This is a genomic window from Natronocalculus amylovorans (genome assembly GCF_023638035.1).
Lineage (GTDB): Archaea > Halobacteriota > Halobacteria > Halobacteriales > Haloferacaceae > Natronocalculus > Natronocalculus amylovorans.
Genome location: NZ_JAKRVX010000009.1, coordinates 51208 through 76640, shown reverse-complemented (window position 1 = coordinate 76640; position 25433 = coordinate 51208). Strand labels below are relative to the sequence as shown.

Sequence of the window (25433 nt, the reverse complement as noted above, 5' to 3'; positions counted from 1 at the left end):
ATTGCTGCTACTTGGAAACAGTCATAAACACTGGCTTCAATCGAACTGTCAGCAATTAATATAAGAACAAAATAGATGAGTTCGTATAACCTCTATCATCCGATAGAGTGTCAGTTGTGAGTTTCTGGTGTCGGCTCGTCGTCCCACCGAAGCGTAACCGAGAGTGGAGCAGTGTTCGTAATCGTCGTCTCAATCGGTAGATTGAGCCCGTTCGCTAAGCCAACCGCAAAGAATGATGCGATCGGGTGGTCGAACCGTGCCCGACCGTCGTATAGCGCGTCGGCGAATTCAACCGACATACGACCGCGTTCTCGATCGAGATCGACAGTGGTCGACCGTGCGAGTTCGAAGTCCTCGACGACGCAATCCGAGAGTTGGCGGTAGAGTTCTCTCGGCTCGTCTTCGAGTGATCCATCGAGTGAGTTCATAAACGCATCGTACAGCCCGCTCCCGGTCGGGAGCACCGAGAGGCCATGTGTTTGGTTTCGAGCGTCTACGACAAACGCATTCTCACGAAGTGTGGCTTCGTCCGGTACCTCTACTTCGGCTCGCTGGGGGATGAATAGTCGAACGTCGTCCAGTGCCAATCTGGTCGGCTTATCGCCTACCATTTTTTTGGATACCGAATCGTTGTTCGGTCGGTCTAACGGCACGTACACTCGGCGGGCGGACAGTCCGAGATCGGCGCAGATGCGTTCATAACTCGTCGCAGTGGCGGCGTACACTCGTTCTCCGAGGTCCGCGGAGATGAACCGATCGGGCGTCAAAAAGTAGGTGAACATGCCACCGAAGACGCCTATCCCTGCCAGCGCGAAGAGGACGTCCGAACCCGCCGTAGTCCCAAAACCCAGCACTCCGCAGATTACGCCTATAATGAACAGCCCAGCTGCGATTCCGCGGTAGTGATGCCGTCTCGCGTCGGAAACTGACCTACGAAGTCGACGATTCTCTGCGCTCAGCAGCTCAAGTTGGGCGACAAGTTCCTCCTGATTATACTCAGTGTCCTCGATACTGCGATCTCCATTGTAGGCTGTCGAATTGGATGGACTCATGTTGTTTCTCCTCCACCGGTCGTTTTTTGTTCGGATACCCCCTGCTCCGTAGGCGATCGTTGATCTTCGATCCGCGGTGTGTCCTCCAAATCATCGGCAGCCAACAGCCAAAACGTCTCGTATCGATAGAGCACGTAAGTGATTGCAGCGAAACCGAGCACGATCGAGACGCTCCCGGCGAGTATCCCCGCTTCCATGACGATCGCCGCGAAACTGGTCGCCAAAGCGACCGCGGCACCGACAGTTAGTGCGCTCACAGTGAGATTCATTGGGCGCTCGGTAACAAGTACAGTTATCAAACCGATTTCGAAGAGTGCGAGTTCGGCAAGGCTCCCAGTGCTCCCAATATCAGTAATAACCGCTAATAGCGCCGTATGTGCGACCGCTACAGTGACTACTGGTCGCGAAACGAGTCCGACTGCGAGCAGCCCTGCCCCGAGCACAAATCCCATGTCACCAGCCACGAACCAGCCAGCGGCGACGACCCAGAGCAGACCGGCGATCCGTACGAAACTTGCGCCGTCGAACCGCCATCGTTGCGTCAGATTGAACTGTTTGTGCGCTGATGCGGTTTCGTTGACAGGTTTAGCCATCGATCGTCCCCCCAGACACCGATGATTGTGTGCGACCAGTTCGTCTCGTCGAACCTTCGGATCGGTTGTACAGACTTCCCGGTCCTGACTGACTCCCGGAGATGACTGCTTGGAGCCGATCGGCTGGGGCTACCTCGAAGGCAGTAACAGATTCAAGACGGCACAGCCGTTCCCGGAAGCGTTCGAATTCCAAATACTGCTCGTAAGCCCGCTCGATATTGTCGAGTCCTTGTGGATCATAAAACACCCGCGGCGCGAGAAACAAGAACGTTTCTCCCCTGTCACGATCGGCGACGCGAGCAATTTTCCATATGTCTGAGCGTTCGGTATCGTCTGTCAGGATTACAGTAACCCCGGTAAAGCCGCCGTTATTGGCGCGTTCATGGCGAACTGCCTGAGAAAGCGGATCAGAACTGAGTCGTTGGACATAGGACGTCGTCGCGGTTGCAAACGCGTGTACGACGCGCTCAAATTCACTCTTTCCATCCCCTAACTCGCGGACGAGTCGTCGAGCGGATTCAGGATGGTCCAGTTCGACCGTGGACGTCGGTCCGCTGGTAGGCGTCGGCTCGAGGTCAAGCAACCGCTGGCGAATTTCGTCATATCGCGTCGATCGGTGCACCCCCTGAATAAGGTTCGTGATGCCGTCGTCACCGACGGCCACGAATCTGATCGGATCACCGGCGTTCTCTGCGGTCGAGACGATGCCAAGTGCGACATCCCGAACGTACATGAGCGCGGTCGTCTGTTCTCCATCAAAACCAATTCCCATCTTCGCTCTGTGATCAACGAGCATCTTAACTTGCCGATTACTCTCGGTTTCGAACTCTCGGACGTGCGCTTCCCCGAGCCGGGCGGTCGCCTTCCAGTCGATCCAGTTTGCGGGATCGGTTTCCACGTACGGTCGGGTCTTTTCAGGGATGAGTCCCTTACCAGTATGAGTACCGGTGTGCTCTCCGAAGACAGTAACCTGTGCTCCTCCTCGACCAACGTGGAGATTACGGGCCACCGACTCTAAGAGTTGGATCTTGGGAGTCGGACCACGAACGTACGTCTCGGTAAATGCGCCGTACGGGTCTGAGATCGACCAGCTTGGCTTCGGGAGCGTGAACTCTCCGGCAACAGGAATCTGCACCGTATATGTTGTCGTCGCATACGTTTCGTCCGGCTCGAGTGTGATTCGTCTATCTACCACCGAGGCTGGCTGCGCCGTAGGTGGTTTTGGAAACGTCACCATCACCTCGGTTTCGGTCTCGGATCCGGGGCGCTTTACTGTCGCCGTGACCGGGAATTCTTTGTTAGCGCGGGCGCGCGATACCTCGGGTTCAATTTGGACGCTCGTCGCCGTGACAGTCGCGCGGAAGCTTCGGATGGCAGCGATCTGAACCGCGAGAAGCCAACCAAAGAGCACCGAAGCTCCGACTGCGGGCAGGACCGAAGCGGTAATAGGTGACAGTCCTGCAAGGATAACTGCCATAATTACGACTGTCCACGTCTGCCGCGTAGCCTGCATACCTTATTTATACAGAGACCATCGTTTGAAACTTGTTCACGAAATTACTACAGTATGTCAAATCGATATTTGCTCAACTTGTCTGGTCCAATTGTAGTGAGGAGGAGAGGATATTTAATGTTGCTTGCAGTACTGATATGTGATTGAATGGCTCTCGCCCGTTGGACATACAAAGCTTTGCTCTCGCTGATCATCCTCGTCGCCGTCGTTTTTTCCGGTGGTGCGGTGGCATCGGACGCTGCCTTTGACGAGATCGAAGACGAGGAGTCAGGTGCTGTGTCGAAGATCTCTCTTGATGTTGAACAACCCATACTGAGCACATCCTCACAAATAGAGGAAAACGGTGATGAAACGAACCAAGAGAACGAGACCACTCCACCGCAGCATGAAAACCCTGATGAAGTCTCTGAACAGGGTGACTCCGAGCGCTTACAACTACATCTTGAATCAATACTCTCTGAACGGCTATCTGAATCGACGGCGAGTGTCGACGACCGAGACTATGAACAAGCGAATATTTCGCTCGGTTCGGAGTATGACGAGATACTGGAGAATTACCGGAACGTAGCAGACGAGGATAGTGTAGAGATGTACGCGACGGCTCAAGAAGCACACCAAGAATTCACCGATGCGGACGGTAACTTCGAGAGTATACGAATCGAGTACGAGCAGGCTCGGCAAGAAGGCGACGACCAACGTGCCCGCGCGTTAGCGGGTGAGTTAGAGGAAGAAGCTACCAGAATCCTCGATAGCGGTGACGCACTCATCAATTCATACGACGAGATTCAGTCGAACACCAACGATGATTACGAAACTGAGATTGAGACGATCGAGGCACGCCAAGAAGCAGCCGAAGCGTACGTAGAGCGCTTCAACGAAGCAGAGTTCGTCGACACGCAGCTCGATCTCTCAGCGGAGGGTACTGAGGCGAGTTTCGACGATCCGCTGACGATCAGCGGACAACTCCTGACAGATTCCGGTGAGGCGATCGATGACCGGACAATAACCCTTGCAGTTGGTCAGCGCCTGTATACGGTTGAAACTGACAATACCGGCCAGTTCGAACTCGCCTACCGACCGGTCCACCTGTCGACCGACGAGACGACGTTAAACGTGCAGTACCGCCCTGATTCCTCCTCCTCATTTGGTGCGACGAATGAGACCGTCCCGATTACTGTGACACCGGTCGACTCGACTGTTGTCATCGATGAGTATAGCACATCGGCTAGCTTCGGAGACAACGTTACTGCCATCGGAACCGTCGTTGCAGGCGAAAATGATCGGTCCGTATCCGAGGTCGAGGTATCCCTCCTTGTTGATGACCAGCGGCTTGAAACGGTGCAAACAGATGACGACGGACGGTTCTCATTTTCAGCCCCCGTTCCACGATCGATTGGGGATGGTGAGACGGCCATCATAGTTCGAATAGAGAACCAGAACCGTGCGGTTGCCACATCAAACGATTCCGTTACGACATTGATCGAGTCCACCGAGACAGCCCTCACGGTTCAGGCCGAGCTAACCGATGAATCAGCCGAACAGATCTCCATTCGAGGATCGCTCGAAACCGACGCTGGGGTGCCGATCGATAACGAAACCGTCAGCCTCGATATCGACGGTGAAGAAGTCGATAGCGTAGAGACCGACGAAAACGGAATCCTCGATCACACGATTACAGTTCCAGATACAGAAGCTGACAGTGTGACAATCGAGTCTACATTCGACGGCTCTGAGTCGAATCTCGAATCGTCGAACAACGAGAGGACCGTACGCATTCCGCGTGATGAGGCTGCACCGTCGCTACTGCCGTTCGATATGCGCGACATCCTACTTGTCAGTGGCGGGACGATTACACTCTTTGGCATTGCCACCGCCTGGTTGATTCGGCGTGATCCAGTTTCGGACGACGAGAGATTCGATATTGTGGGCACCAGTTTGTCATCAGATCCCCAAGTGGCGCAGGAGGTTAGCCAGAAACTGCTGCGATCGGCCAATGAGCGCGTCGATGCCGGTGCATACGAAGAAGCAATCATCCTGTCGTACGCTGCCGTACGCCGGCGTCTCGGTCACCGCCCCGAGATTACGGACGCGTCGACACACTGGGAACTGTATAATTCGTATGTGGAATCGGGCTTCGATCAGAGTTCAGAGTTAGCAGAAATTGTTCAACAGTACGAGAGAGTAACGTTCGCGTCGGAACAGGCGGACGAAGTAAGGGCTACCCAAGCTATTGAGGCAGCCGAACGAGTGCTCAAGTCGATTGATCAGTTGGATATGTAATAAGAAGCACAGAGCTCGATCGCCCAATCCGGCTCGCTAGGAGCATAAATAAATCACCTCGATAACCACGTCGAGATGATCCGACGGCCTGCAGCAATTTTCAATACATCATCTAGTTACTACTTCTCAACGAGTGAATTATACTATTTTGAGTAGGTCTAAAGAATTTTATCCGTGGATGACAACTAACGGCTATGGAAGCAGTAGTGCTAGCTGCCGGCAAAGGAACCAGACTTCGTCCGTTGACGGAAGACCAACCAAAAGGGATGGTCGAGGTCGACGACAAACCGATTTTGACCCACTGCTTCGAGCAAGTTGTCGAATTGGGCGCTGACGAATTAATTGTCGTTGTCGGCTACATGAAAGAAGAAATCATCGACCATTACGGGGATGAATTCGAAGGTACCCCGATCACGTACGCCCACCAGCGCGAACAGTTAGGGCTGGCACACGCACTTTTGACCGTCGAAGACAACGTCGACGGTGACTTCATGCTCATGCTCGGCGATAACATCTTCGACGCAAATCTGCAAGACGTTATCCGTCGCCACCAAGAGGATCGGGCAGACGCCGTCTTCCTCACAGAAAAAGTTCCTTGGGAAGAAGCCAGCCGTTACGGGGTCTGCAACACGAACGCCTACGGTGAGATTACTGAGGTCGTCGAGAAACCCGATAAACCGGAGTCAAACCTAGTGATGACTGGTTTTTATACCTTCACGCCAGCAATTTTCCACGCGTGTAAATTAGTGCAGCCGTCGGACCGGGGCGAATACGAACTCAGCGAAGCGGTCGACCTGCTGATCCGTAGTGGGCGTACGATCGATGCGCTCCGTCTCGATGGCTGGCGGATTGACATCGGCTATCCTGAAGATAGAAAAGAAGCCGAACGACGGTTGCAGGAGATTTTGGCATAGGTATCTCGACCGATGCCACACGGTCACTTGATCACTAATTGTAACCCCGTAACGACCTTTCAGCACGGAACGCTTGTTCGGTTTGCTTCCTCTCAACCGTGAGTAGCGTGTCTTGTCAGTGGAGAGGGTTCACGGCCCCGAGTTCGACCTCGTCGGTGTATCGCTGAAGCCAGTCGAGCACATTCGTGCTCGGAGGATTGAGCGACCGACTCGTTAAGTTATAATTCGGATAGCCGCCCACATCGTTTTCGTTGTCGATGATCTGGCCCTCCCCGTTCACCCACTCGGTGATAATCCGATCAGAAACTGGATCACGATTTGCAGGACGTGGTCCAATCTGAGGTGAAAGAAAATCTTTCAGGTCGGTAGACGAAACAATATCATCCACTTCAAGCCCCGGGGGTAGGTTCTGAGGCTCGTTGACGTAATTTAAATTACTATCAGATAACGATTGATCCGAAGGGATTAGAAGTTGATCGTTGTAGTAAACAGTTGCAGCACGGTGATCAAATGTACCTATGCTTTTGTCAGTATTCACACCGTGTTCGGAAACATTTCCAATCCAGTCGATATAGGGACCAGGAGAGCTGGAAGTACCATGATAATGTCGATCTCCCCAATTGTATACGTAATTATTAATGAAACAAAACTCAACCCCATCGTGATTACAGACTGGGTTTCGTTTCCACCCATGTGAGACTAAATTACCCATGATCGCTAATTCCGAAATATTTTCCGACATGTGGATACTGTACCCGTGTGGTGCTTCATCGTGGCTCGACATGTTTAGTGCCTCAGAAATGATACAGTTGATTGCCGAGTGGTTGGAGTGATCCTTTCGGAAACGAAGGTTTGTGTCAGGAGCCCAAGCAAACGTACAATGATCGACGAGATTATTGTTACCGTCCTCGTCGAACGTGAACGCTCGTTGGGAATTCGGGTCACTCACGTCATCTCCGGGGAGAAATGACATGTGGTGGAATATACTGTTATCCCCATGCACTCGAACCCCTCCACGAATGAGCGTAATGCCCGGATATGGGGCAGTCTGCCCTGCAACATATACGTTGTCAGCATAGCTACGCATCCAGTTACTGCTAATGGGGCCGTGGTCAATGACGCCACCGACTTCGAAGGCAACAATAGTAGTATCATTGTCTTCTGCGTTTTCTAACGCTTCTTCAAGCGAACCGGGGCCACTCGGTTCAAGATTGGTGACGGTTTCGACGGTGATGTCGTTGGACGAATCTGCCTCGGATAACCAAGAGGTGTCGGTGTGGGTCTGATCCCACGAGTATCCCATCCCACTGCCACTGACCGTTCCGCTATCGGTAGTCGTCCCTCCAATCGAGATCCACTGGTCTCCTTTTCGAATCTTGGGTGTGCCCTGGGACCAGACACCGCCCTTTTGCGTGTTAAATTTCATGTTATAATAATTCTATCGTCAATTTTCACGACGTGTCGATCCACAGTGATCGGGGACTCACGTCATCAAATTCTTCCGTAGGGTCTATAGGACGGACATACAGCTCGTCAATATCTGTCGACCATGGGGTTTCCACCCGATCTTCCTCTGGCCCGATGAGCCAATCGAAAAAGTAGTACCAGTGATCGTGTCCACGATCGTCACTGTGAGCCGTAAAACCCCCCCGGAGGAAGTTGATTCCTATATCCGGGTAATCGTGTTGTTCGTAGTCCTCCTCCGACCAGTCGTCTTCATTAGCTAGTCGACGGCGCAGCGGGATGTCTGTTTCCTCGGCATCGGTGTACGGACCGCGCTGGAGGATGTACTCGTCATTCGGGTCTCCATTACCTGACGCAGGGACTTTGAAGCTAAGTTCGACACGTTCGGTGCCGCCGGAAAGTCGAATAATTTTCGAGTCGACGACGGGTGCATCAGTGGATCCGTCTCTCCATTCACGGAGTTGAACTTCGATTTCATCGTTAGACACGTTCGAGAGGTCCGAATCGACGACGACGCTGCCAATGTGTAAATCTTGGGCTTCAAATACCACACCATACCCACCCTGGGTATAGGTATTGTCGTGGTAAGTGCCACCGACCATCGCGCCAACGTTTGTTCGTGCGGATGTGATTCCACTAATACTCGAGGAATCAACGCTCCCGCTCACTTCATCAATGGTTCCGAGGGTGTTCCAGTTCTCGCCGTTGCCGAGGTACACTTTGCCCGTATCGACGGCGAGATATTTTGCTCCGTCTTTCGGCTCGTACTCGTCGAGATTCGACTCAGTATCGCGTATTTCAACGTCTCTTTCAAGATTCTCGAAGTTTTCGTTCAGCGGGATGTGCCAATCGCTTGTACCTGATTCAGGAATATTGTATCGTTTCATTGTTATTATATTGCTCTATTGGTTTGATTGATTTCTTCGGTCGTTTGTGCGTACGTGTCGTACTTGTGGATAGTCGGTGAGATATTCATGTTTCGATGGATTCCAATTCAGTTGTCTGAGTGTCGTATCCACTTGTCATGCGAAGCCGAACGACGTATTGCTCACCTGCACCCTGATGAACCCGTGTCGTCTCAACACCGCTGGCCGCTTCTTCGTCGAGATCTTCGGTGACTACCGTAATCTGGACCCCATCGTGACGCTCCACCCACAGTTCCATAAGTGCTAATTCACCGTCGTCGATCGAAGCAGCCCAGTCGATTTGCAGGTCCGCGTGCGGATTGCGCGGATTACTCGTATCACGGAGGTTGAGCTTCGTGATTGTTGGCTCCGCGGTCAGCACCTCTTCATCTTCGTCTTCAACTACTTCATCGTCGTCATCTTCAACTACTTCTTCATCTTCATCTTCCTCGGTGTCACCGTAGACACGGTCACCGTACCCACTAACGCCGTAGCCAGTATCTTCCGTCGACAACGCACGGCCAGCAAGCATGGGGGTCGTCACACCCACACCGAGTAGCGTCAGATACCCTCGACGTCCGAGTGAAGCACTGGAAGCGGATGACGTTACATCTTTGTTTGTTTCATTTTGACCACTGAGTGAATCTGTCTCCTCATTGCCCGGTTCGACGGATTCCTGTGGCCTGTTATTTTGCCCGGTTCGATGCACATCAATCGATTAGAGCCATCATTAATAAATCTTGATAAACATATATATTACTGGTATCTATTATTTATATATTTTCCGAAAGTGTACGATAATGTAGAACGTCTGTTTACCAGTTACTTGTATTATAATATCTAACTGCGGCCTGTTCGTACGATTTGAGAGTAACGATGCATGTCAACCAATAGTATTCGAATATTATACGATTCGAATTTTCTCCGCAAGCCGACTGTTCTGATTGCTTTCATCAGTCCAGTCTATCATGCAAAAAATATTGACAAAAAGAATGTATCTGGCACTAAAGCTTCGGTTACGTGACTAGTTCTCCTATCTTCATGACGCATGCCGCGGCTATCGCCGAGCGGGACGACAGACAAATTCAGTTTACCGTCCGGTACCTTCGAGAATGCCGAAAGCCCTAGCGATCTCTTTGTCGCTCCGATCGGAGCGTATCGACGTGCAGGCGATGGTCCGCTCTTGAGAATGTTGTCGCAAATACTCTCGACTCAAGTCAATACGGGCCCGCTCATCGGGGTCCCCCTAGAGAAAGAGAGACAGTGTAAAACGAACAGTAACAAATCGTTAATTTTCTTTCCGGCGGTCATCTTCGGGTACCCCCTGAGAGTAGATATCGGACTCGGTCAGCGATTTGGTGGGCGCTGCCACTGCTTCAGAGTTTGGTCACCTGTTAAGATTATTCTTGAACTCCAGGAGACACAGTAGGTACGTGATCGAATGGCTAAGTTAGGGACCGAGACCGAAGAGATACTTTCGACGCAGTCAGGTTACGCAGACTTCACTCCGCCTTTCGTCAGGTATCCGCTACGGCACGGCTTACGAGAGGAATAACAGGAGTTTGGATGTGGCTCGGGATCCCAGAGCACGTCATAAACTCCGTGATCGCACGAGCGCTCCTCCGCGAACGTTTCGAAAGCGTCGTTCTGTGCGACGTGTCCAGATAGCATGATCCCGGATCGACGGAGATAGTTCCAGACAAGTTCGAATTCGAAGAGCATCCGAGCGTTCGAGTGCTCTGAATCATGAACGAAAAAATCGACCTCACCGAGTTCATCGAGCATCCCCGGAAGTATATCTCGGCTGTCACCTTCCGTTAATTCCCACTGCTTCTTCAATTCCTCGGGGATAATCCATCCGGGACCTTTATTTTCGGGAACGATCGCGCTGTCTCCACATGACTGTCCTCTCCGACTATAGAACCGATCGCGGTTGGCCGCTCCTTCGTCTCCTTTCACGTCCATCTGTCTCGGATTAGCGATATTTTTTGAGTTATCGATCGAGTACAGCGTTCCACTGCCGTTCTCTTTGAGGGCGAGAAGCATCGAGAGCGTCGCGACGCCGTTGTACACACCGGTTTCGAGCAGCACCTTTGGTTCGTACTTTCTGATCAAGCTGTAGTAGTTGACACATGTATTGAGATGGGCGTCAAAAAAGTAGTGGGGGGGATCTACCTCCTTACGGGAAGACATACAAATGTTATAAATATCCGTTTCTAAGAACTCGTCTTTGTACGCTTGGTATTCTTTTTCGGTCTCAAAAAACCGATCGACAAAATGATCGTACGCACGCTGCTTTTCTTTTAATTGCATCCACGATCGTCGGGGATTAACAAAGTAGTAGGATTCTCTCGCCGTACTTTTTATCCCTTCTGGTAGGCGGTGGTATGTCTGCTTTATTTTTGGTAACAGATACTGTGTCCGATACTGATTGTATGTGTTTTTAATCCCCGTTTTTATTTGATTTTGCGACCCATCGAATGACATAGCTCTCTTTCTTGAATGACGGCTATTTGCCACAAAAAAGTATAGGCGTTTTATTGGCCATTTTATTTACCTGCATTACCTTATACGAGTCATCTGGTCGCCCCCAATATTTCTCACCTGGAGGTAGAGACCCTATGTGCAATAACCTGCGCCGTGATTTCATCTTCATTGACCACGCGAGGGTGGAAATCGAATCTTTCGAAGAACGCACAGACTTCGTCGGTATCGACACCCATGCGGGGATGAGTTTCGCAAAAAACGGTGCGGCAGCCCGAATGTAGTACCTCTGTCATACCTTCTAATACTTGCATTTCAGCAGCCTGAACATCGATTTTCACCACATCGGGCTGTGGATATTGAGAGAGGAACGAATCTCCGGTTCTCATCGGGACAGTGATCGATCCTGAGTCGCTCTTTGTGACGGTACTGTGTCCAACGGTTCCGGTTTCACCGCCGTCCTCAATCCCGAGTTCAATTTCCCCATTTTGATCGCCCAACGCCGCCTCTTCCACGCTGACATTATCCAATCCGTTATTAACGACGTTATGCCTGAGTTTGCGCACGTTTCGGGGATACGGTTCAACCGCCAGAACGGATCCGTTTTGTAGTAGCTTGCCTGCGAGTATCGCGTGGGTTCCGATATTAGCGCCAAAATCCCAGAGGGTGTCGCCTGGACGAAGTTCCGCTAAGAGTAACATCAGGTCGTCGTTTTCATTGATTCGCCGCAGTCGGTCGTACTCGGACTGTGTGGTGACAGTGAACTGTGCATCGATTCCGCTCACTGACACTGGGAAGGTATCCCGACCGAGTTTCGAGACGATCGCGTACCTTGCGGTTTCGTAGGCTTTGTATCCTCTCGAAATAAACGGATGAATATTATATCGCTTACTGATTGTACGAATATGGTCCGAATACAGTCGGCGAAACATGGCCGAACAATCGATATCCCATGATTTGAATATTATTTCAGAAACATGGAATAGATGTAAACACCTCACGTGACGAGATAATACGGATCTTGTTTCATTTTCCCAGAAACAAACGTATCGATTTCAGGGATCGATGCAGCATAAATCGACAGACCGTTGAGGTCGTACTCGTCTAAGATACCGGCTGCTCGCAGGTGCCGCTGCAATTTGAACTTGTTAAACGTCCATATGCCGTCATACATCTGGGTTGTCTGGGTAATCTCGGACATGGATCCGTTATCATGCATTACTCCCTTGTACTCTTTTGCAGGCATGTATGGCGCGCCGTGGTTGGCCTCGATGTGGTGAAGGTACGAACAGATAAGCCACGGAGTTCCAATTGAGATTGTTAGCGCGTCATCCTTCTTGACCTGTTCGAAACATCCATTTTTGCTGTATGTATTCCGGTGATTGCACTCATCGAACCGATACTCCCCTTTCACGAGAATCGATTTGATCGCATCATTAGTTCGATAATCCGCGTCATTAAAAAATAATCGAACGAACGTTCCGTGTCCCGGCCTCGAATGTTGTTTGTCGTAGACCCGTGATTTTCTGAAATAGTGGGTGAATCCTGTCGCCAGTATGTTCTCGAAATTAGCCCTCAGCGCGTTCATTACGTTTTCGTACGGGTTTCCGGGCAACGCGCGGTTCACGTCACTCAGGCCAATGTGTACCCAGACGAGGTCGTACTTGTCGTACCTTTCGAAGATAGCTTCAAATGATTGAGGGTCGGTACTCCACACTCTGTGGGGTATTTTTTCGAGGGATTTGTGAAGGATTGTATTTGGCCAACGTGTTACTTTCATGGTTCAAATTCGTAATCTCCAAGCGAATCTGATCAGCAGGCTGTTTAAATTTGGGGATCGGTTGAGTTTCTAGATTGCCTTTCGAGACACTCCATCGACACGAATTAACGTTATTACCATTTGTAAGTCAACTACTCTTTTCGAGCAACCCCAGATATACGATCCGCACATTCGCTTCTTCATAAGCCATCTGACTGGCTTTGTATCAAATCCCGATCGTATGGCGATTGTTTCAATAGCCGATCGTCCACACACATTTGTTCAGACAATCATGAGAAGTGATTATTTGAGCTTGTGGGTTCACACTCGTTGTATGTCTTTTCCTGAATCGAAAACGGCACTCGCTGCACTCAAAGACTGAGGCAGTTTTCCGAATCACAGTTCTGATTCACCGACTTCGATCGTCATCCGCGTGTGACTCTCTGTTTGTGGCGATTTGGACCGCTTCCCTGGCGACGGGCGCTCCGTCGTAAAGCCAGAGCAGAAAGGTGAAACCGAAGAGTCCGAGCAGAAAGAGGAAGTACGGTGAGGGCTCTCCAGACGTGGCTTCTTCTAGGGCCCACTGTGCGTACGGGACCATGTTCCCTATAAATTCGCCACGAAACTCGCCACCTTCGCCGGACCCGGATCTGTGGAGCGGCCACAGTGCACGGTCGATCGGTACCTCACCATCTCGAACGTACGATGGAATGATATCGAACGGCGTGTGAAGCAGATAGCCGATCCCGAACGCCCAGCCGAGACGCGGGCTCCCCCGTCGATAGGCCAGCAGTCCAACAGCGAGAGAGAGCGGCACGGCGAAGAAGATCGAGTGACCGATTGCGTATCCTGATGCGAAGATACCAAACTCCCACGCGAGCGGTTTATCAATGAGATCCGGTAGTATTGACGCGAAGACCACGACAATGGTTTCGCTGGCGGTAGGTGAATCACGGTAGAATGCATGGATGAACAGCGAATAACCAATGTATCCAATAACGGCGTGCTCCCATGGCATCATGTGAACTAGAAGCCTCCCAAAATCGTCCGTTGTGCATCAACATACTCACAGCCGAGATCCACATTCCCAAAACGGTTACACCGGCGACTGGTCAAACGGACATCGATCACCATTGCTGGTTTTAGGCTAAACAAGAATAAAATAGTTACAATATGTCAACAGAAACGATTCCCAATTGGAATTGAAAAATTTGGGACGCAAACCACTACTTTTCCGAGGCCCATCGATTCGGTCGTTCGAGGCTCACGTCGTATTATTCGATCGAGACAACCGTTCCCTACTGATTTTTTGTTTTATATCTATTCTTATTCCTCGTTGTCACCATCGGACGAGAAGTGCTCTTTGGCGAGTAGATAGGCAGCGGTAGCGCCCAACCCACTGCCGGCTGCAAGCAACCCGAAGCCTGGTGCGAGATCTGATGTTTCATTTTCTATGCCTGTGTCCGAGCTTGGCGTCTCAGATCCCGATGAGCTGTCTTCGCCCGTGTCGTCACCTTGCGCAGATGAGTCATCATCTGTGTCTGGATCGCTATCGTCAGTTTCACTATCGACACTACTCCGCGTATCGTCAATTTCGGCCTCGTCTACATCTTCAACCTCATCGTCACTGCTGTCTTCGATGGTGTGTCCATAGCCACCCTCACCGTAACCATTGAGACCGTACCCCTCTTGTTCTGTAGCGTCTGTTGTACCGCTCACAACTCCAGGGAGGACGGCAGCTGAACCAACCACCGCCAAGAAACCTCGTCGCTGCAATGTAACGCTGCCGTCGGTTGAATCAGCGACACCATCTTTCTGATGATGATGATGATGCTGTCCACTGGTTTCAGGCAATTGTTCTTTCTGTTCGTTCTCTGATGCCCGTTGCTCTTGCCCGGAATAACTCATAACTATAGCCAATCTTTGTATGTTATAAGTTTTCTGAAGTTGGTAACAGACCATTGTTTAATTGACATTCTCCCTCCCCAAAGTAGCATGACGAGACGCATTCATCTCGTTGCAACAAAAACGTGTCGCGTTTTCGAACAGAGGTATTGCACCCATAGTACAAAATAACTATATTTTATTTGCTGTATTGAAATTCTCTCAAGTAAACGACCACGGGTCGGGTGAGCCGTGGCTTTGTAGTTCCCTCAGCCTACATCGTATACGGATGCTTCCGGTGCCTTACAGCGATTTATCTGAGCCAAATGATTTTAATGGTTGTTTGCGTACTCAAATCATGGGGCTGAATAACATACATCACCAAACACCAGACTCGCCGATCGGCGACATCGCCTACCTCTCGCGATCGGAACACCGCATCCCAGCACTCGTTGCGCTGGCAGAGCGTCCCCGAAGTCGGTCCGAACTCTGTGAGGAAACTGGCGTTTCCTCGTCCACGATCCGGCGGACGTTGAACGAATTCGGAGAGCGGCTCTGGATCCAGAAAGACGGCTACCAGTATGTAGCAACTCGGTTGGGAGAAGCGATCGCCACCGAGATGGATGACCTGCTCGACTGGTTCGAAACCGAACGAAAACTGCGTGACGTCTGGCACTGGCTCCCCGATGAGGTCAGCAAATTTCCGATCGAGACTTGGTCTGAACTGACGATTACTATTGCTGATCCCGATGTCCCGTATCGGCCAGTAACACGATTTGAGTCGCTTCTCAAGGAGACGACGACGGTACGATATCTCCGCCCTGAGGTTGCGCTGATGGATCCGTGTTTTGACGTTCTCTGTCAACTGGTTGATGATGGCGTAGACGTAACGCTAATCGATCGCCCAAACTGCCATACATATTTCCTCTCAACGTATCCGAAGCGGTGTTCCGAATTACTACAACAGGATAATTTCACGGTACTAGAGCATGACGAGTTGCCACCACATGGAACTGGCCTGCTCGATGAGCGTGTCGTCATTAGTTGTTACGAGCAGGACAGCGGAACCGTTCAGGGAGTAATCGATACAGACGTAGCGGTGGTCAATAAGTGGGCGAAATCGGTCTACGAACGCTACCGTTCTGATGCCCGACCGATCGAATCCCGACAGATAGCCGAGTGATCTCCCAGCGGGACACTTGACTTATTTTGTTGTGAAGTGTCGGATTGAAACCGATACAGAGGTGGCCATCTCCAGAGGGCAATTCCTGTAGGTGCCTTGTTTTCAGAAGGTGCAGGATCGCCAGGGGCCGCCGGAATAGCAGAAAATAACTACACAATCATCGGCTTCGTAGTGTCTCTGGCAAGGTGACACCACACCATGACTAAAGACCAACAAACCGCACACGGTATCGACCTCGAAACACTCGAAGGGTTCGCCCAACACGCAGCCGATAATCCAGATGCCGTCCAGCTCGGGCTGGGAGCATCTGCAACCTATGAGGGAACGGCCGCACACAGTCTGGCGAAGATCGACAGTTACGAACTTGGCGGGAAGACAATTGCTCGGAACACGCGCGAGTTCACGGTCCCTTACGGTGCTTGGAAGGAAGTATTGGACGCTGGTGGATGGCTCGGTCCGGTCGACCGAATCGAACCGATCGAAGCGGCGCTATCAGCGCTGGCCGCCTGTATCAACGTCGGCATTTCTATCAACGCCGCCGCCAACGGCGTGGAGATCGACCATCTCCAAACACGTGTCCGGATTGATTTTGATCCTGCAGTTCTTTTCAGCCTCAAAGAACTCAAGGAAGCCGACTCAGTGTACGAGAATCTGACGGCGGAGATCGAGATCGACGGTGATGACCTCGATCAGGATATGATCGATGAATGGGCACGTCGAGCACCCGTTTACACGCTTGTCTCGCTCGCTCAAGACGTCGATATGACCATCAACACGCCCGCAGCGGTGGCGGGCGACGACTAACGGTGACCAACAATGAGTGAATCACTCGACACGGACAAACTCGAACGCGAGGTTAAATCAATGTACGCTGCTGTCGCGGAGTCGGCCAACTCCGAGTTCCACTTCGAGACGGGTCAGGAGCTAGCCAAGCGTCTCGGCTACGAGCCTGACATTCTAAGCTACGTACCCAGCGAGGCGATCGACTCGTTCGCAGGCGTTGGTTACTACTTCGAAATGGCGTCTCTCAAACCACAGGACAAGGTACTCGACCTGGGTAGCGGTTCCGGGATGGACGCTTTCTACGCCGCAATGAACGTCACCGAAACCGGCTCCGTCACTGGTATCGACATGACAACCGAGCAGGTCGAAAAAGCGAATAATCTTGCCGCGGATAACGGCTTCCATAACGTCAGCTTCCACCGAGGATATATTGAAGACCTACCGTTTGAGGATGAATCGTTCGACGCCGTACTCTCGAATGGTGTGATCAATCTCTCGCCAGAGAAAGAGCGAGTGTTCGAGGAGGCACACCGAGTGTTGCGACCGGATGGACGGCTCGCACTGTCGGATATTATCAGCGAACAGCAGTTACCCGAGAGCATCAAAAGCGATGCAGATCTCTGGGCGGCTTGCATCGGCGGAGCCGAACAGATCGACAGCTATACCGACGTAGTCGAGGCGGTTGGGTTCGTTGATATCGAGGTCAGAGAGAACACGGAGTACGAGTTCATCTCGGACCAAGCAGCGAGTGCCTGCGATAAATACGGGGTCAAGAGCATCTCGATCGCCGCACGCAAACAGTGAGTGCAACAACATGAGTAACAATTACGAAACAAATGACGGAATCTTCCGCAGAACAGTATTACAGGCGAGCGCAGTAGGTGTAGGCGCCCTCGGTATGGCCGGAGCTACCGCAGCCTCCGACAATGCGGACGATAACAACGACGACAATGACCAAGAGGACGTCATTACGGAGACTGCAGACGTTTACGGACAAGAGCCTGACAATCGACTCGTTGCGAGAGACGGTGCGACAATCCACCGAACAGAAAACGACATTCTGATCGATTTTAGGATGCCCACGCCGGTACCAGGGACGTACACCTATCCTAGCGGCCCCCCGGATTTGGAAGATGTCGGCTGGACCGACGAGGAGGGGGATCTCGAAGCGTTCACTCTGTGGGCATTCATCTTTGATTATCCCGACGAGTGTGAGAACAGCTGCGGTGCCGAAGATCTTGGAGATCCAGCAAGCGGCGGTGCGTTCGCTGTAGCGGGTCGTGCCGTCGAACAAAGTCGCGTTGCAGAACTCACGCTTCACGGCTCCGTCTCGACGGATACCGATGTCTACGAGGAGAATGGTGAAACGTTCGGTATGCCGATGGAACGGCCGCAAGAGGCGGAAGTCCACCTTGCGATAGCCCCACACGGCGCATTCAATCCCGACATGATGCCCGAGATCCTCACGACCAGGACCGGTCCGCCCGACATTTGGTGGACCGCTATTTTCGATCCGCAGGAGTAACGCTCCGTCCGAATCTCCAGATTTTCGTAGATCTCATTGGGAACCCGTTTCTCGAACGCGGTGAGTTCGTCTCTGAAAGGGTCGCTCCAGCCCTTTAATAACTCAATGCCCTCATAGTAGTTTCTTGACTTGCTGCCGCCGAACGGTTACAGATCGTGCATCGACTGACTCTGACCCAACTCCTGCAAAGCCGTCACGGAATGACGTTATGCGACTGTGCAACATAGGTGATCACCATATGTCCGAAGCAACATCAATAACACTTTCAGAGGATGCTATCCAGAATCTGATCGATCGATTCCACGGCGAAATAGTTCTTCCTGAGGATGAGGGCTACGACGACGCCAGAGCGGTCTGGAACGGGATGATTGACAAGTATCCCTCCATCATCGCCTATTGCTCAGGAACAGCAGATGTGATCAACGCGGTGAATTTTGCCCGGGAAAACGAACTCCCAGTGGCGGTTCGGAGCGGCAGTCACAACGTAGCTGGAAGCGCAGTTTGCGACAACGGGATCGTCATCGATCTCTCAGAGATGAACGGTGTCTGGGTGGATCCGGAGGAACAAACGGCGTGGGTGCAAGCAGGCGCAACGTTGGGTGATGTCGACCACGAAACGCAGGCGTTCGGGCTGGCAACACCCCTCGGTGTCGTCTCCGATACTGGAGTCGCGGGGCTCACTCTCGGTGGGGGGATCGGTCACCTTCGAAACAAATACGGATTGAGTTGCGACAACATCACATCCGTTGACGTCGTTACCGCGGATGGCGAGTATCTCACCGCTAGCGAGAACGAGAACGAGGAACTCTTCTGGGGCATTCGTGGAAGCGGTGACGCGTTCGGGATAGTCACAGGATTCGAATTCGACCTACATCCAGTTGGGCCCGAGGTTGCGACCGGATTAGTATTCTACTCTGGGAACCGTGCTGGAGAAGTGTTGCGTGCGTTCCGAGATATCGAGGAATCGGCACCGCAAGAGCTCACCACGCTCGTTTCTATCGGGGTGTTTCCCGAGGAGGAACTCTTTTCGGCAGACGTTGTCGATGCGTTAAAAATCGCTATTTTGGGGCTATACGCAGACTCACCAGCGGAAGGAGAGACGGCTATCGAACCGCTACGAGCGTTGGATGAACCACTAGCAGACTTCAGCGGCAGGATGCTATACACTGAATTCCAACAACTGTTCGACGAAGATTATCCTGATGGGATGCGATACTACTGGAAATCATTGTATCTCGAATCGCTCTCCGACGACGTCATCGATCGCAGTCTCGAGTGGGCAAAAGCGAGCCCATCGCCGCTGTCGACGGTCGACGTCTGGCCGCTAGGCGGTGCAATAACCGATATCGGACTCGACGAAAGCGCCTTCCCCGGCCGGGAGGCACCATGTCTTCTCGGTGTAGAGGCAAACTGGATTGATCCAGATCAAGACGAGGCTAACATAACGTGGGCACGCGAGTGTTTGGACGACATGCGACAGTTTTCCGACGGTTCGGTATACCTCAATTTCCCGGGGTTCTTCGAGGACAGCAATGAGATGATGGAAACGACGTTCGGTGATGCGTACGACCGAATCGTCGCACTGAAAACCGAGTACGATCCGGAGAACGTCTTCCGGCTAAATCAAAACGCAAAGCCAGCCGAGTAGAAAATATATCACCGTAGCAGCAATTCAAGAGTACGACCGTAAACAGATCCCTAACAGAGATCAACATGCAGTAGTAGCCGGTGCTGGCATCGCCGGTCTGGTGGCTGCCCGTGTCCTTTCAGACGCTTTTGACGAGGTCACGGTGCTCGACCGAGACCCGCTTCCCGACGAACGGGTTGCACGCTCCGGAGTCCCCTAAGCCCGCCAAATCCATATTTTGTGGGAGGCCGGACGAGCAACACTGGAGAGTCTCTTCCCGGGGTATAGCGAGGAACTTCGTAGCGCTGGCGGGGTGAAAATCAATGGACGACGCGACTTTTACATGTATAGTCAAGGTGGTTTCCTTGCCGCGGGATCGGAACCGTTTCCAATTTACGCAGCGACGCGGCCGCTATATGAGCAGTTGCTTCGACGACGTGTCTCCAAACTTGATGGAGTCCAACTGCGGGGGAACTGTGCATTTCTCAACTATCTCACTGACGACGGTGCAACCAGGGTAAACGGCGTGGTGATTCGGGATGATGGCTCTGTGCAGGAACTCGCCGCCGACATGGTCATCGATGCCACCGGTCGAACAAGTCGGACGCCTAACTGGCTACAGAAGCACGGTTACACGCCCCCCGAGATCGAGGAAGTGCACGTTGACTTAGCCTACAGCGCCATCCTCATCGATCGCCCCGTTGACGACCGCCGAATGATTGGTGTGCTTGCGGAAGCACCGCGTACCCGTGGTGGGGCAGTGTTACCCGTCGAGGACGATCGCTGGTTGGTGAACCTGCACGGAATTCATCTATACGATTTTTGTGTGTCAGTGCGTACCAAATGTATGAATGAAACACCTGATGACATCGAATTTCTCGTCACGTCAGACCACCGGGTCGCCGTGCTAGACACGCTGGCCGCGAGTTCGAGTGACCGTGACGGCTTACGCGCCGCGACAGGGGCTTCCTCGCCAACCATGAGCCGAATCCTTTCTGATTTCGAGGATCGCCACTGGATCGAACGCGAGGGCCGTACGTACCAGCTAACTCGCTTGGGTGAGTTTGTTGCCGATCGGCTGGAGGAATTCGTGGATGCGATGACGATTGAACGGCGGATCCGCGAGGTCTGGCCGTGGCTGCCACACGAGATTGAGGGATTCGACCTCGGGCCATTCACTGACGTGGTGGTCTCTCGTCCCGGTCCAGGTTATCCATACCAACCCGTCGAGCGTTTCACACATTTATTAACAGATACGACGACAATGCGTGGGTTCGGCATGGTAATCCTGAAGTCAAGTAATCTAGAGCCTTTTTTCGACCACGCTCTGGACGAGTTGGAGTGTGAATACATCTATCCTCCTTCTATATTTGAAAAGCTCATCGCTTGGGACAGGGACACGGTCGTAGGGGCTGTCGATCGAGCTAACTACACGGTCTGGCTGCACGATAACCTTCCATTGGCCGATCAGTGTGGGATTTGTCTCTTTGATGATCGTGTCAGTCTCTGTTGTTATGATCACGAGACAGGGACATTACAGACACTCGTTGATACCGGAAGCGAGGACATACGTAGGTGGGCTGAGTCGTACTATAGTCAGTTCCAAGCGGAGGCTCGACCGCTCGGAGACGTTGATAGCGTCGTTCTGGATGATTCATCTCCGTAACCGACGCCAATGGCTTGCATCCTGTTTTTCATAGTGTGAAAGATTTCACTAGGCATTTATACATTTGCTCGTGGCGTACTCGATCGCGTGGTGGTACGATGAGATCACAAAACCGAAAAACTGAGACTAACCACGAGGCGCTTCAGCTTAATCGGAGAGATAGAGGCGCTGTATCACCGATTGATCGAAATTGGGGAACCGTCGATACGCAGAGTCTCTTCCAGCAGCTCGGCGTAATCGGCCCGATGACCAAACGAGGGGAAGACCATGAGTGATCAAATGCGCCAATCGTCAGGCTGGCAGGTCGAGCAGAGCGCTTCCAAGGCCTACGAACAGTATCTTGTGCCGCCTCTATTCGCACCGTGGGCCGATCGGCTGGTCGAAACTGTTGAAATACGAGAGGGAGATCGAGTCCTAGATATTGCCTGTGGGACCGGCATTGTGACGCGTCGTGCCGCATCTCGGGTTGGTACAGAGGGGTCGACCGTTGGAGTTGACATTAACGAAGGGATGCTTGCAGTGGCGGAGGAAACTGCTGCTGAGATACTTCCCTCGATCGAGTGGGAACAGGGCGACGCGACCGATCTCCAGTTCGCCGACGAGAGATTCGACGTCGTCTACTGCCAACAGGCGTTACAGTTCTTTGAAGATTCTGCCGCGGCAGTTGAGGAGATGCGCCGGGTTCTTAGACAGCACGGCCGTGTGGCACTGAGCGTTTGGCGACCGATCGACTATCAGCCAGCATACGTCGTGTTAGCTGACGCCTTAGAACGGTACATCGGCGATGAAGCCGGAGGCGTGATGCGATCTCCATTCCCGGAGTGGGACGGAGAATATCTCCAGGCACTCCTCACAGATACAGGGTTCAGTGAAGTGCTAGTTACCATCCATATCGGCTCTGTACGGTATCCGTCGGTCACTGAATTCGTTAGACGCGAGATGGCTAGCTCGCCGCTGGCTGAACCGATCGCAGCTATCGAGCAAGCGGTACGAGATGAACTGATACACGAGGTCGAGGATGCGTTACACGCGTACATTGACGACGAAGGAATCGTCTCGCCAATGGAATCATACGTCGTCACTGCAGATACATAGCTGATAACTTACACTAATGTTTTCCACGGTTATCGATCGCCTCAAACAAACGTGGAGAAAATAGAACTTATTAATTATTCAAGATGGACAATGTGGACGGCAACGATCTGGTGAGGAATATCGCGGTCGAGTAGGCTATGACAGGGTAACAGGGGATTCAGTTCACATAGATACAAGGCGGATGCCACGGGGCTTGACCCCGTGGAGGAAGCCGACATGAGTGCTGCACGTTCACCTACATTTATAAGACAAGCCTGAGCAATGTGAAGTAGCGATGGAGAACCCGCCGCGTCGCACCGTCATCATCAAACTCGATGTGTCGAGTGATGACGCTGACGCTCTCCATCAGACGAAAGACCAGTTCCTCGCCTGTGCAAACCGGACGAGCGACTGGGCGTGGCGACGTGATGAATACTGCATCACGAGCAAAAACAAAGCGGAGAAAGCCCTCTACGGCGAGTTAAAAGAGGAAACAGATCTCACCGCAAATCTTGTCCAGAAAGGAATCCGGCGTGCCATTGGAGCGGTGACGCACGGCGTTAACCGGCTCAAGAACGGTAAGAAGACCAGCCAACCACACTTCCAGTCATGGAGTGTGGTGTATGATAAGCGGTCTGCGACGTTCAGCGACGATCACGCCACACTCTCGACGGTAGATGGGCGGATCGACGCCGAGTACGTCATCCCGCCAAAATCCGAGCGCGAAGATACTCCGTTCGGAAGGTACTATGATCCCGACGAGTGGGACGCCTCTCACGCCACGTTGCAATATGACGAGATTGCCGATGAGTTCTACCTCCACGTCACCGCGAAGTACGTCGGTGGCGAGGATGACTGTGAAATCCAAGAAGTCGAACACGATGATGACGGCCCCGAGAACGGAGTGGTTCTCGGCGTTGACCTAAACGTGAACGGTGCGTTCGCAGTCACCTCGACAGGAGCGTTTATCGGCTCCGCAGATCACCTCACGCACCGCCGCAATGAGTTCGAGAAGCGTCGCGGACGGCTTCAGCAAGTCGGCACGCGCTCGGCGCATCTCACGATTCAGTCAATCGGGGATCGGTTCTCGGAGTGGTCACTGGATTGGCTTCATAACCGAGCGAACGAGCTAATCGCCGAGGCCGAGCGCAACGGCGTTAACGGGATAATTTTTGAGAACCTGAAGCACATCCGCAAGCGCATCTCGAACGGGGCGAAGTTCCAACAATGGGCGGTTGCCAAGTTTATCGAACTGGTGACGTACAAAGTCGAGGACACAGACCTGTTTGTGGATACTGTGAATCCTGCTTACACCAGCCAGCGATGCTCCCATTGTGGGTTCGTACATGAAGATAATCGCTCGGATAAGGAATTCGAGTGTCTGAAGTGTGAATATGAGGTGAACGCGGATTACAACGCCGCGAAGAACGTCGCAAACCGATACTGTGCGTATATCCATCGCGGGCAGAAGTCTCGCGATGGATGGGCCAGCAGTCAACTGGCCCTGAAGTCAGGAACGTTGAACGTGAATGGCGATTTCAACGCCTCCCCTCATATCGAGGGGTAGAACCGGAGTTCACTGACAAGCCTCGGGGCTTGACCCCGAGGCTGTTGACCCTGTATTGCTAATTATATAACGGTCGTAGTTGGAGAATATGAGTCGCCCACATCAACTCTTAGAACTGCTCGGTGAAAACAGTGAAATAAATATCGTCTGTCACAACAATCCCGATCCAGACTGTCTTGCAAGTGCGCTCGCCTTAGGCCGAATTTCGGCTGCCGCTGACATCGATGAACACCATATTTATTACAGTGGCGATATTTCTCACCAGCAAAACCGAACCTTTGTCAATCTTCTTGATATCGATCTCAAACCGTTCGAAGTGACAATGGTTACAGACCTGCAACCAGGGTCGTTACTGGCCTTTGTTGATCATTCGGTTCCTGGCAGGAACAATCAGGTTCCCCCAGATACCCCAGTAGATATCGTAATCGATCATCACCCTGCTGAAGATATTAATGCCCGGTTCGTTGATCACCGTATTGAAGTTGGAGCTGCAGCGACAATTTTGACGGAATACGTTCGTGTTCTAGATATTGATATCGATGCGGAACTTGCAACAGCGCTCCTGTTTGCTATTCGTTCGGATACCCTTGATTTTCTCCGTGGGGCGACCTCTGCAGAGTATGATGCAGCAGGATACCTTCACGACCACGCAGATCAGGATATGGTCCGACAAATATCAAGCCCATCGGTCACCGGTGGAACTATTGATGCAATCTCAACTGCAATAAATAATCGGTGGACGAGTGGGTCGGTTCTTATTTCTCATGTTGGCCGGACAACTGAGCGAGATTCGCTTCCGCAGGCTGTCGATTATCTTGTCCGATTAGAGGGCGTTGAAACAGCGATCGTCTTCGGACTCGTTGACGACTCGATTCACATCTGTGCTCGATCGCCCGATCCACGAGTTCACGCTGGGGATATCCTGCATGAAGCGTTCAAAGATGTTGGAAGCGGCGGTGGTCATCACGATTCAGCAGGTGGTGAAATCACGCTGGGTATCTTTGCCGATTACACTTCTAATGACGAACAGCTACTCAGTATGGTCGAGCAGGTCATCACTGCTCGGCTCGTTGCAGAACTCAACCTTCCCGGTGAGATGGAAGGGTCTAAATCTGTCTGAATCAGACGTGATTGAGGGTCAATCACGTTCGGACGGTGGA

Annotated in this window: 22 protein-coding genes; 11 read left to right on the top strand and 11 right to left on the bottom strand. The window is 52.1% G+C overall.

Features of this window, described 5'->3' with window-relative positions:
- Positions 1-110: 110 nt before the first annotated feature.
- From AArcSt2_RS15215 to AArcSt2_RS15205, 3 genes are read right to left on the bottom strand one after another with little or no spacing between them, the layout of a single operon-like run.
- Positions 111-1052 (bottom strand): DUF7982 domain-containing protein, encoded by a 942-nt coding sequence (locus AArcSt2_RS15215; protein WP_250585861.1) that lies wholly within the window; start codon positions 1050-1052, stop codon positions 111-113.
- Complete coding sequence (locus AArcSt2_RS15210; protein ID WP_250585859.1) at positions 1049-1645, bottom strand: DUF8163 family membrane protein; 597 nt, start codon at positions 1643-1645, stop codon at positions 1049-1051. The genes AArcSt2_RS15215 and AArcSt2_RS15210 overlap by 4 nt, the downstream gene beginning before the upstream one ends.
- Positions 1638-3158 (bottom strand): DUF58 domain-containing protein, encoded by a 1521-nt coding sequence (locus AArcSt2_RS15205; protein ID WP_250585857.1) that lies wholly within the window; start codon positions 3156-3158, stop codon positions 1638-1640. Before AArcSt2_RS15205 ends, AArcSt2_RS15210 begins: the two co-directional genes overlap by 8 nt.
- A 147-nt stretch (positions 3159-3305) precedes the next feature.
- Here AArcSt2_RS15205 and AArcSt2_RS15200 point away from each other — a divergent pair, with 147 nt between their 5' ends.
- Positions 3306-5438, top strand: a complete 2133-nt coding sequence (locus tag AArcSt2_RS15200; protein ID WP_250585855.1) for a collagen binding domain-containing protein — start codon at positions 3306-3308, stop codon at positions 5436-5438.
- A 194-nt stretch (positions 5439-5632) separates the two neighbouring features.
- Complete coding sequence (gene aglF, locus AArcSt2_RS15195; protein WP_250585853.1) at positions 5633-6352, top strand: UTP--glucose-1-phosphate uridylyltransferase AglF; 720 nt, start codon at positions 5633-5635, stop codon at positions 6350-6352.
- Between the two features lie 115 nt (positions 6353-6467).
- On the opposite strand, the gene AArcSt2_RS15190 is transcribed toward aglF, so the two are convergent.
- From AArcSt2_RS15190 to AArcSt2_RS15155, 8 genes are all read right to left on the bottom strand, one after another.
- Positions 6468-7778: a hypothetical protein gene (locus AArcSt2_RS15190; protein ID WP_250585851.1), complete on the bottom strand. Its 1311-nt coding sequence runs from the start codon at positions 7776-7778 to the stop codon at positions 6468-6470.
- Positions 7779-7803: 25 nt separating this feature from the next.
- Positions 7804-8703: a hypothetical protein gene (locus AArcSt2_RS15185; protein ID WP_250585849.1), complete on the bottom strand. Its 900-nt coding sequence runs from the start codon at positions 8701-8703 to the stop codon at positions 7804-7806.
- Positions 8704-8788: 85 nt separating this feature from the next.
- On the bottom strand, positions 8789-9430 hold the full coding sequence (locus AArcSt2_RS15180) for a hypothetical protein (RefSeq protein WP_250585847.1): 642 nt from the start codon (positions 9428-9430) through the stop codon (positions 8789-8791).
- A gap of 782 nt (positions 9431-10212) precedes the next feature.
- Positions 10213-11034, bottom strand: coding sequence for a class I SAM-dependent methyltransferase (locus tag AArcSt2_RS15175; protein ID WP_250585846.1), 822 nt, complete (start codon positions 11032-11034; stop codon positions 10213-10215).
- A gap of 287 nt (positions 11035-11321) precedes the next feature.
- Complete coding sequence (locus AArcSt2_RS15170) at positions 11322-12137, bottom strand: FkbM family methyltransferase (protein ID WP_250585844.1); 816 nt, start codon at positions 12135-12137, stop codon at positions 11322-11324.
- 65 nt (positions 12138-12202) lie between these two features.
- The gene (locus AArcSt2_RS15165; RefSeq protein WP_250585842.1) at positions 12203-12793 is read right to left on the bottom strand and encodes an AAC(3) family N-acetyltransferase; all 591 of its coding nucleotides are present in this window, start codon (positions 12791-12793) and stop codon (positions 12203-12205) included.
- 580 nt (positions 12794-13373) lie between these two features.
- Positions 13374-13985 (bottom strand): metal-dependent hydrolase, encoded by a 612-nt coding sequence (locus AArcSt2_RS15160; RefSeq protein WP_250585840.1) that lies wholly within the window; start codon positions 13983-13985, stop codon positions 13374-13376.
- 305 nt (positions 13986-14290) lie between these two features.
- Positions 14291-14872, bottom strand: a complete 582-nt coding sequence (locus AArcSt2_RS15155; protein ID WP_250585838.1) for a hypothetical protein — start codon at positions 14870-14872, stop codon at positions 14291-14293.
- Positions 14873-15206: 334 nt separating this feature from the next.
- Between AArcSt2_RS15155 and AArcSt2_RS15150 the strand changes: the two genes are divergently transcribed.
- From AArcSt2_RS15150 to AArcSt2_RS15110, 9 genes are all read left to right on the top strand, one after another.
- On the top strand, positions 15207-16031 hold the full coding sequence (locus AArcSt2_RS15150) for a helix-turn-helix transcriptional regulator (protein WP_250585836.1): 825 nt from the start codon (positions 15207-15209) through the stop codon (positions 16029-16031).
- A 198-nt stretch (positions 16032-16229) separates the two neighbouring features.
- Entirely contained in the window at positions 16230-16835 is a 606-nt protein-coding gene (locus tag AArcSt2_RS15145) for an OsmC family protein (protein ID WP_250585834.1), read from the top strand.
- Between the two features lie 12 nt (positions 16836-16847).
- Positions 16848-17618: a methyltransferase domain-containing protein gene (locus AArcSt2_RS15140; protein ID WP_250585832.1), complete on the top strand. Its 771-nt coding sequence runs from the start codon at positions 16848-16850 to the stop codon at positions 17616-17618.
- Between the two features lie 10 nt (positions 17619-17628).
- Positions 17629-18339: a hypothetical protein gene (locus AArcSt2_RS15135; RefSeq protein WP_250585830.1), complete on the top strand. Its 711-nt coding sequence runs from the start codon at positions 17629-17631 to the stop codon at positions 18337-18339.
- 238 nt (positions 18340-18577) lie between these two features.
- Positions 18578-19987, top strand: coding sequence for an FAD-binding oxidoreductase (locus AArcSt2_RS15130; RefSeq protein WP_250585829.1), 1410 nt, complete (start codon positions 18578-18580; stop codon positions 19985-19987).
- An 826-nt stretch (positions 19988-20813) separates the two neighbouring features.
- Positions 20814-21632: a helix-turn-helix transcriptional regulator gene (locus AArcSt2_RS16880; RefSeq protein WP_425493675.1), complete on the top strand. Its 819-nt coding sequence runs from the start codon at positions 20814-20816 to the stop codon at positions 21630-21632.
- A 267-nt stretch (positions 21633-21899) separates the two neighbouring features.
- On the top strand, positions 21900-22727 hold the full coding sequence (locus AArcSt2_RS15120) for a class I SAM-dependent methyltransferase (RefSeq protein ID WP_250585824.1): 828 nt from the start codon (positions 21900-21902) through the stop codon (positions 22725-22727).
- Positions 22728-23001: 274 nt separating this feature from the next.
- Positions 23002-24273 carry an RNA-guided endonuclease InsQ/TnpB family protein gene (locus tag AArcSt2_RS15115; protein WP_250585822.1) on the top strand — a complete coding sequence of 424 codons (1272 nt, stop codon included), beginning with the start codon at positions 23002-23004 and terminating at the stop codon, positions 24271-24273.
- Positions 24274-24361: 88 nt separating this feature from the next.
- On the top strand, positions 24362-25393 hold the full coding sequence (locus tag AArcSt2_RS15110) for a DHH family phosphoesterase (RefSeq protein ID WP_250585820.1): 1032 nt from the start codon (positions 24362-24364) through the stop codon (positions 25391-25393).
- Positions 25394-25433: the final 40 nt, after the last annotated feature.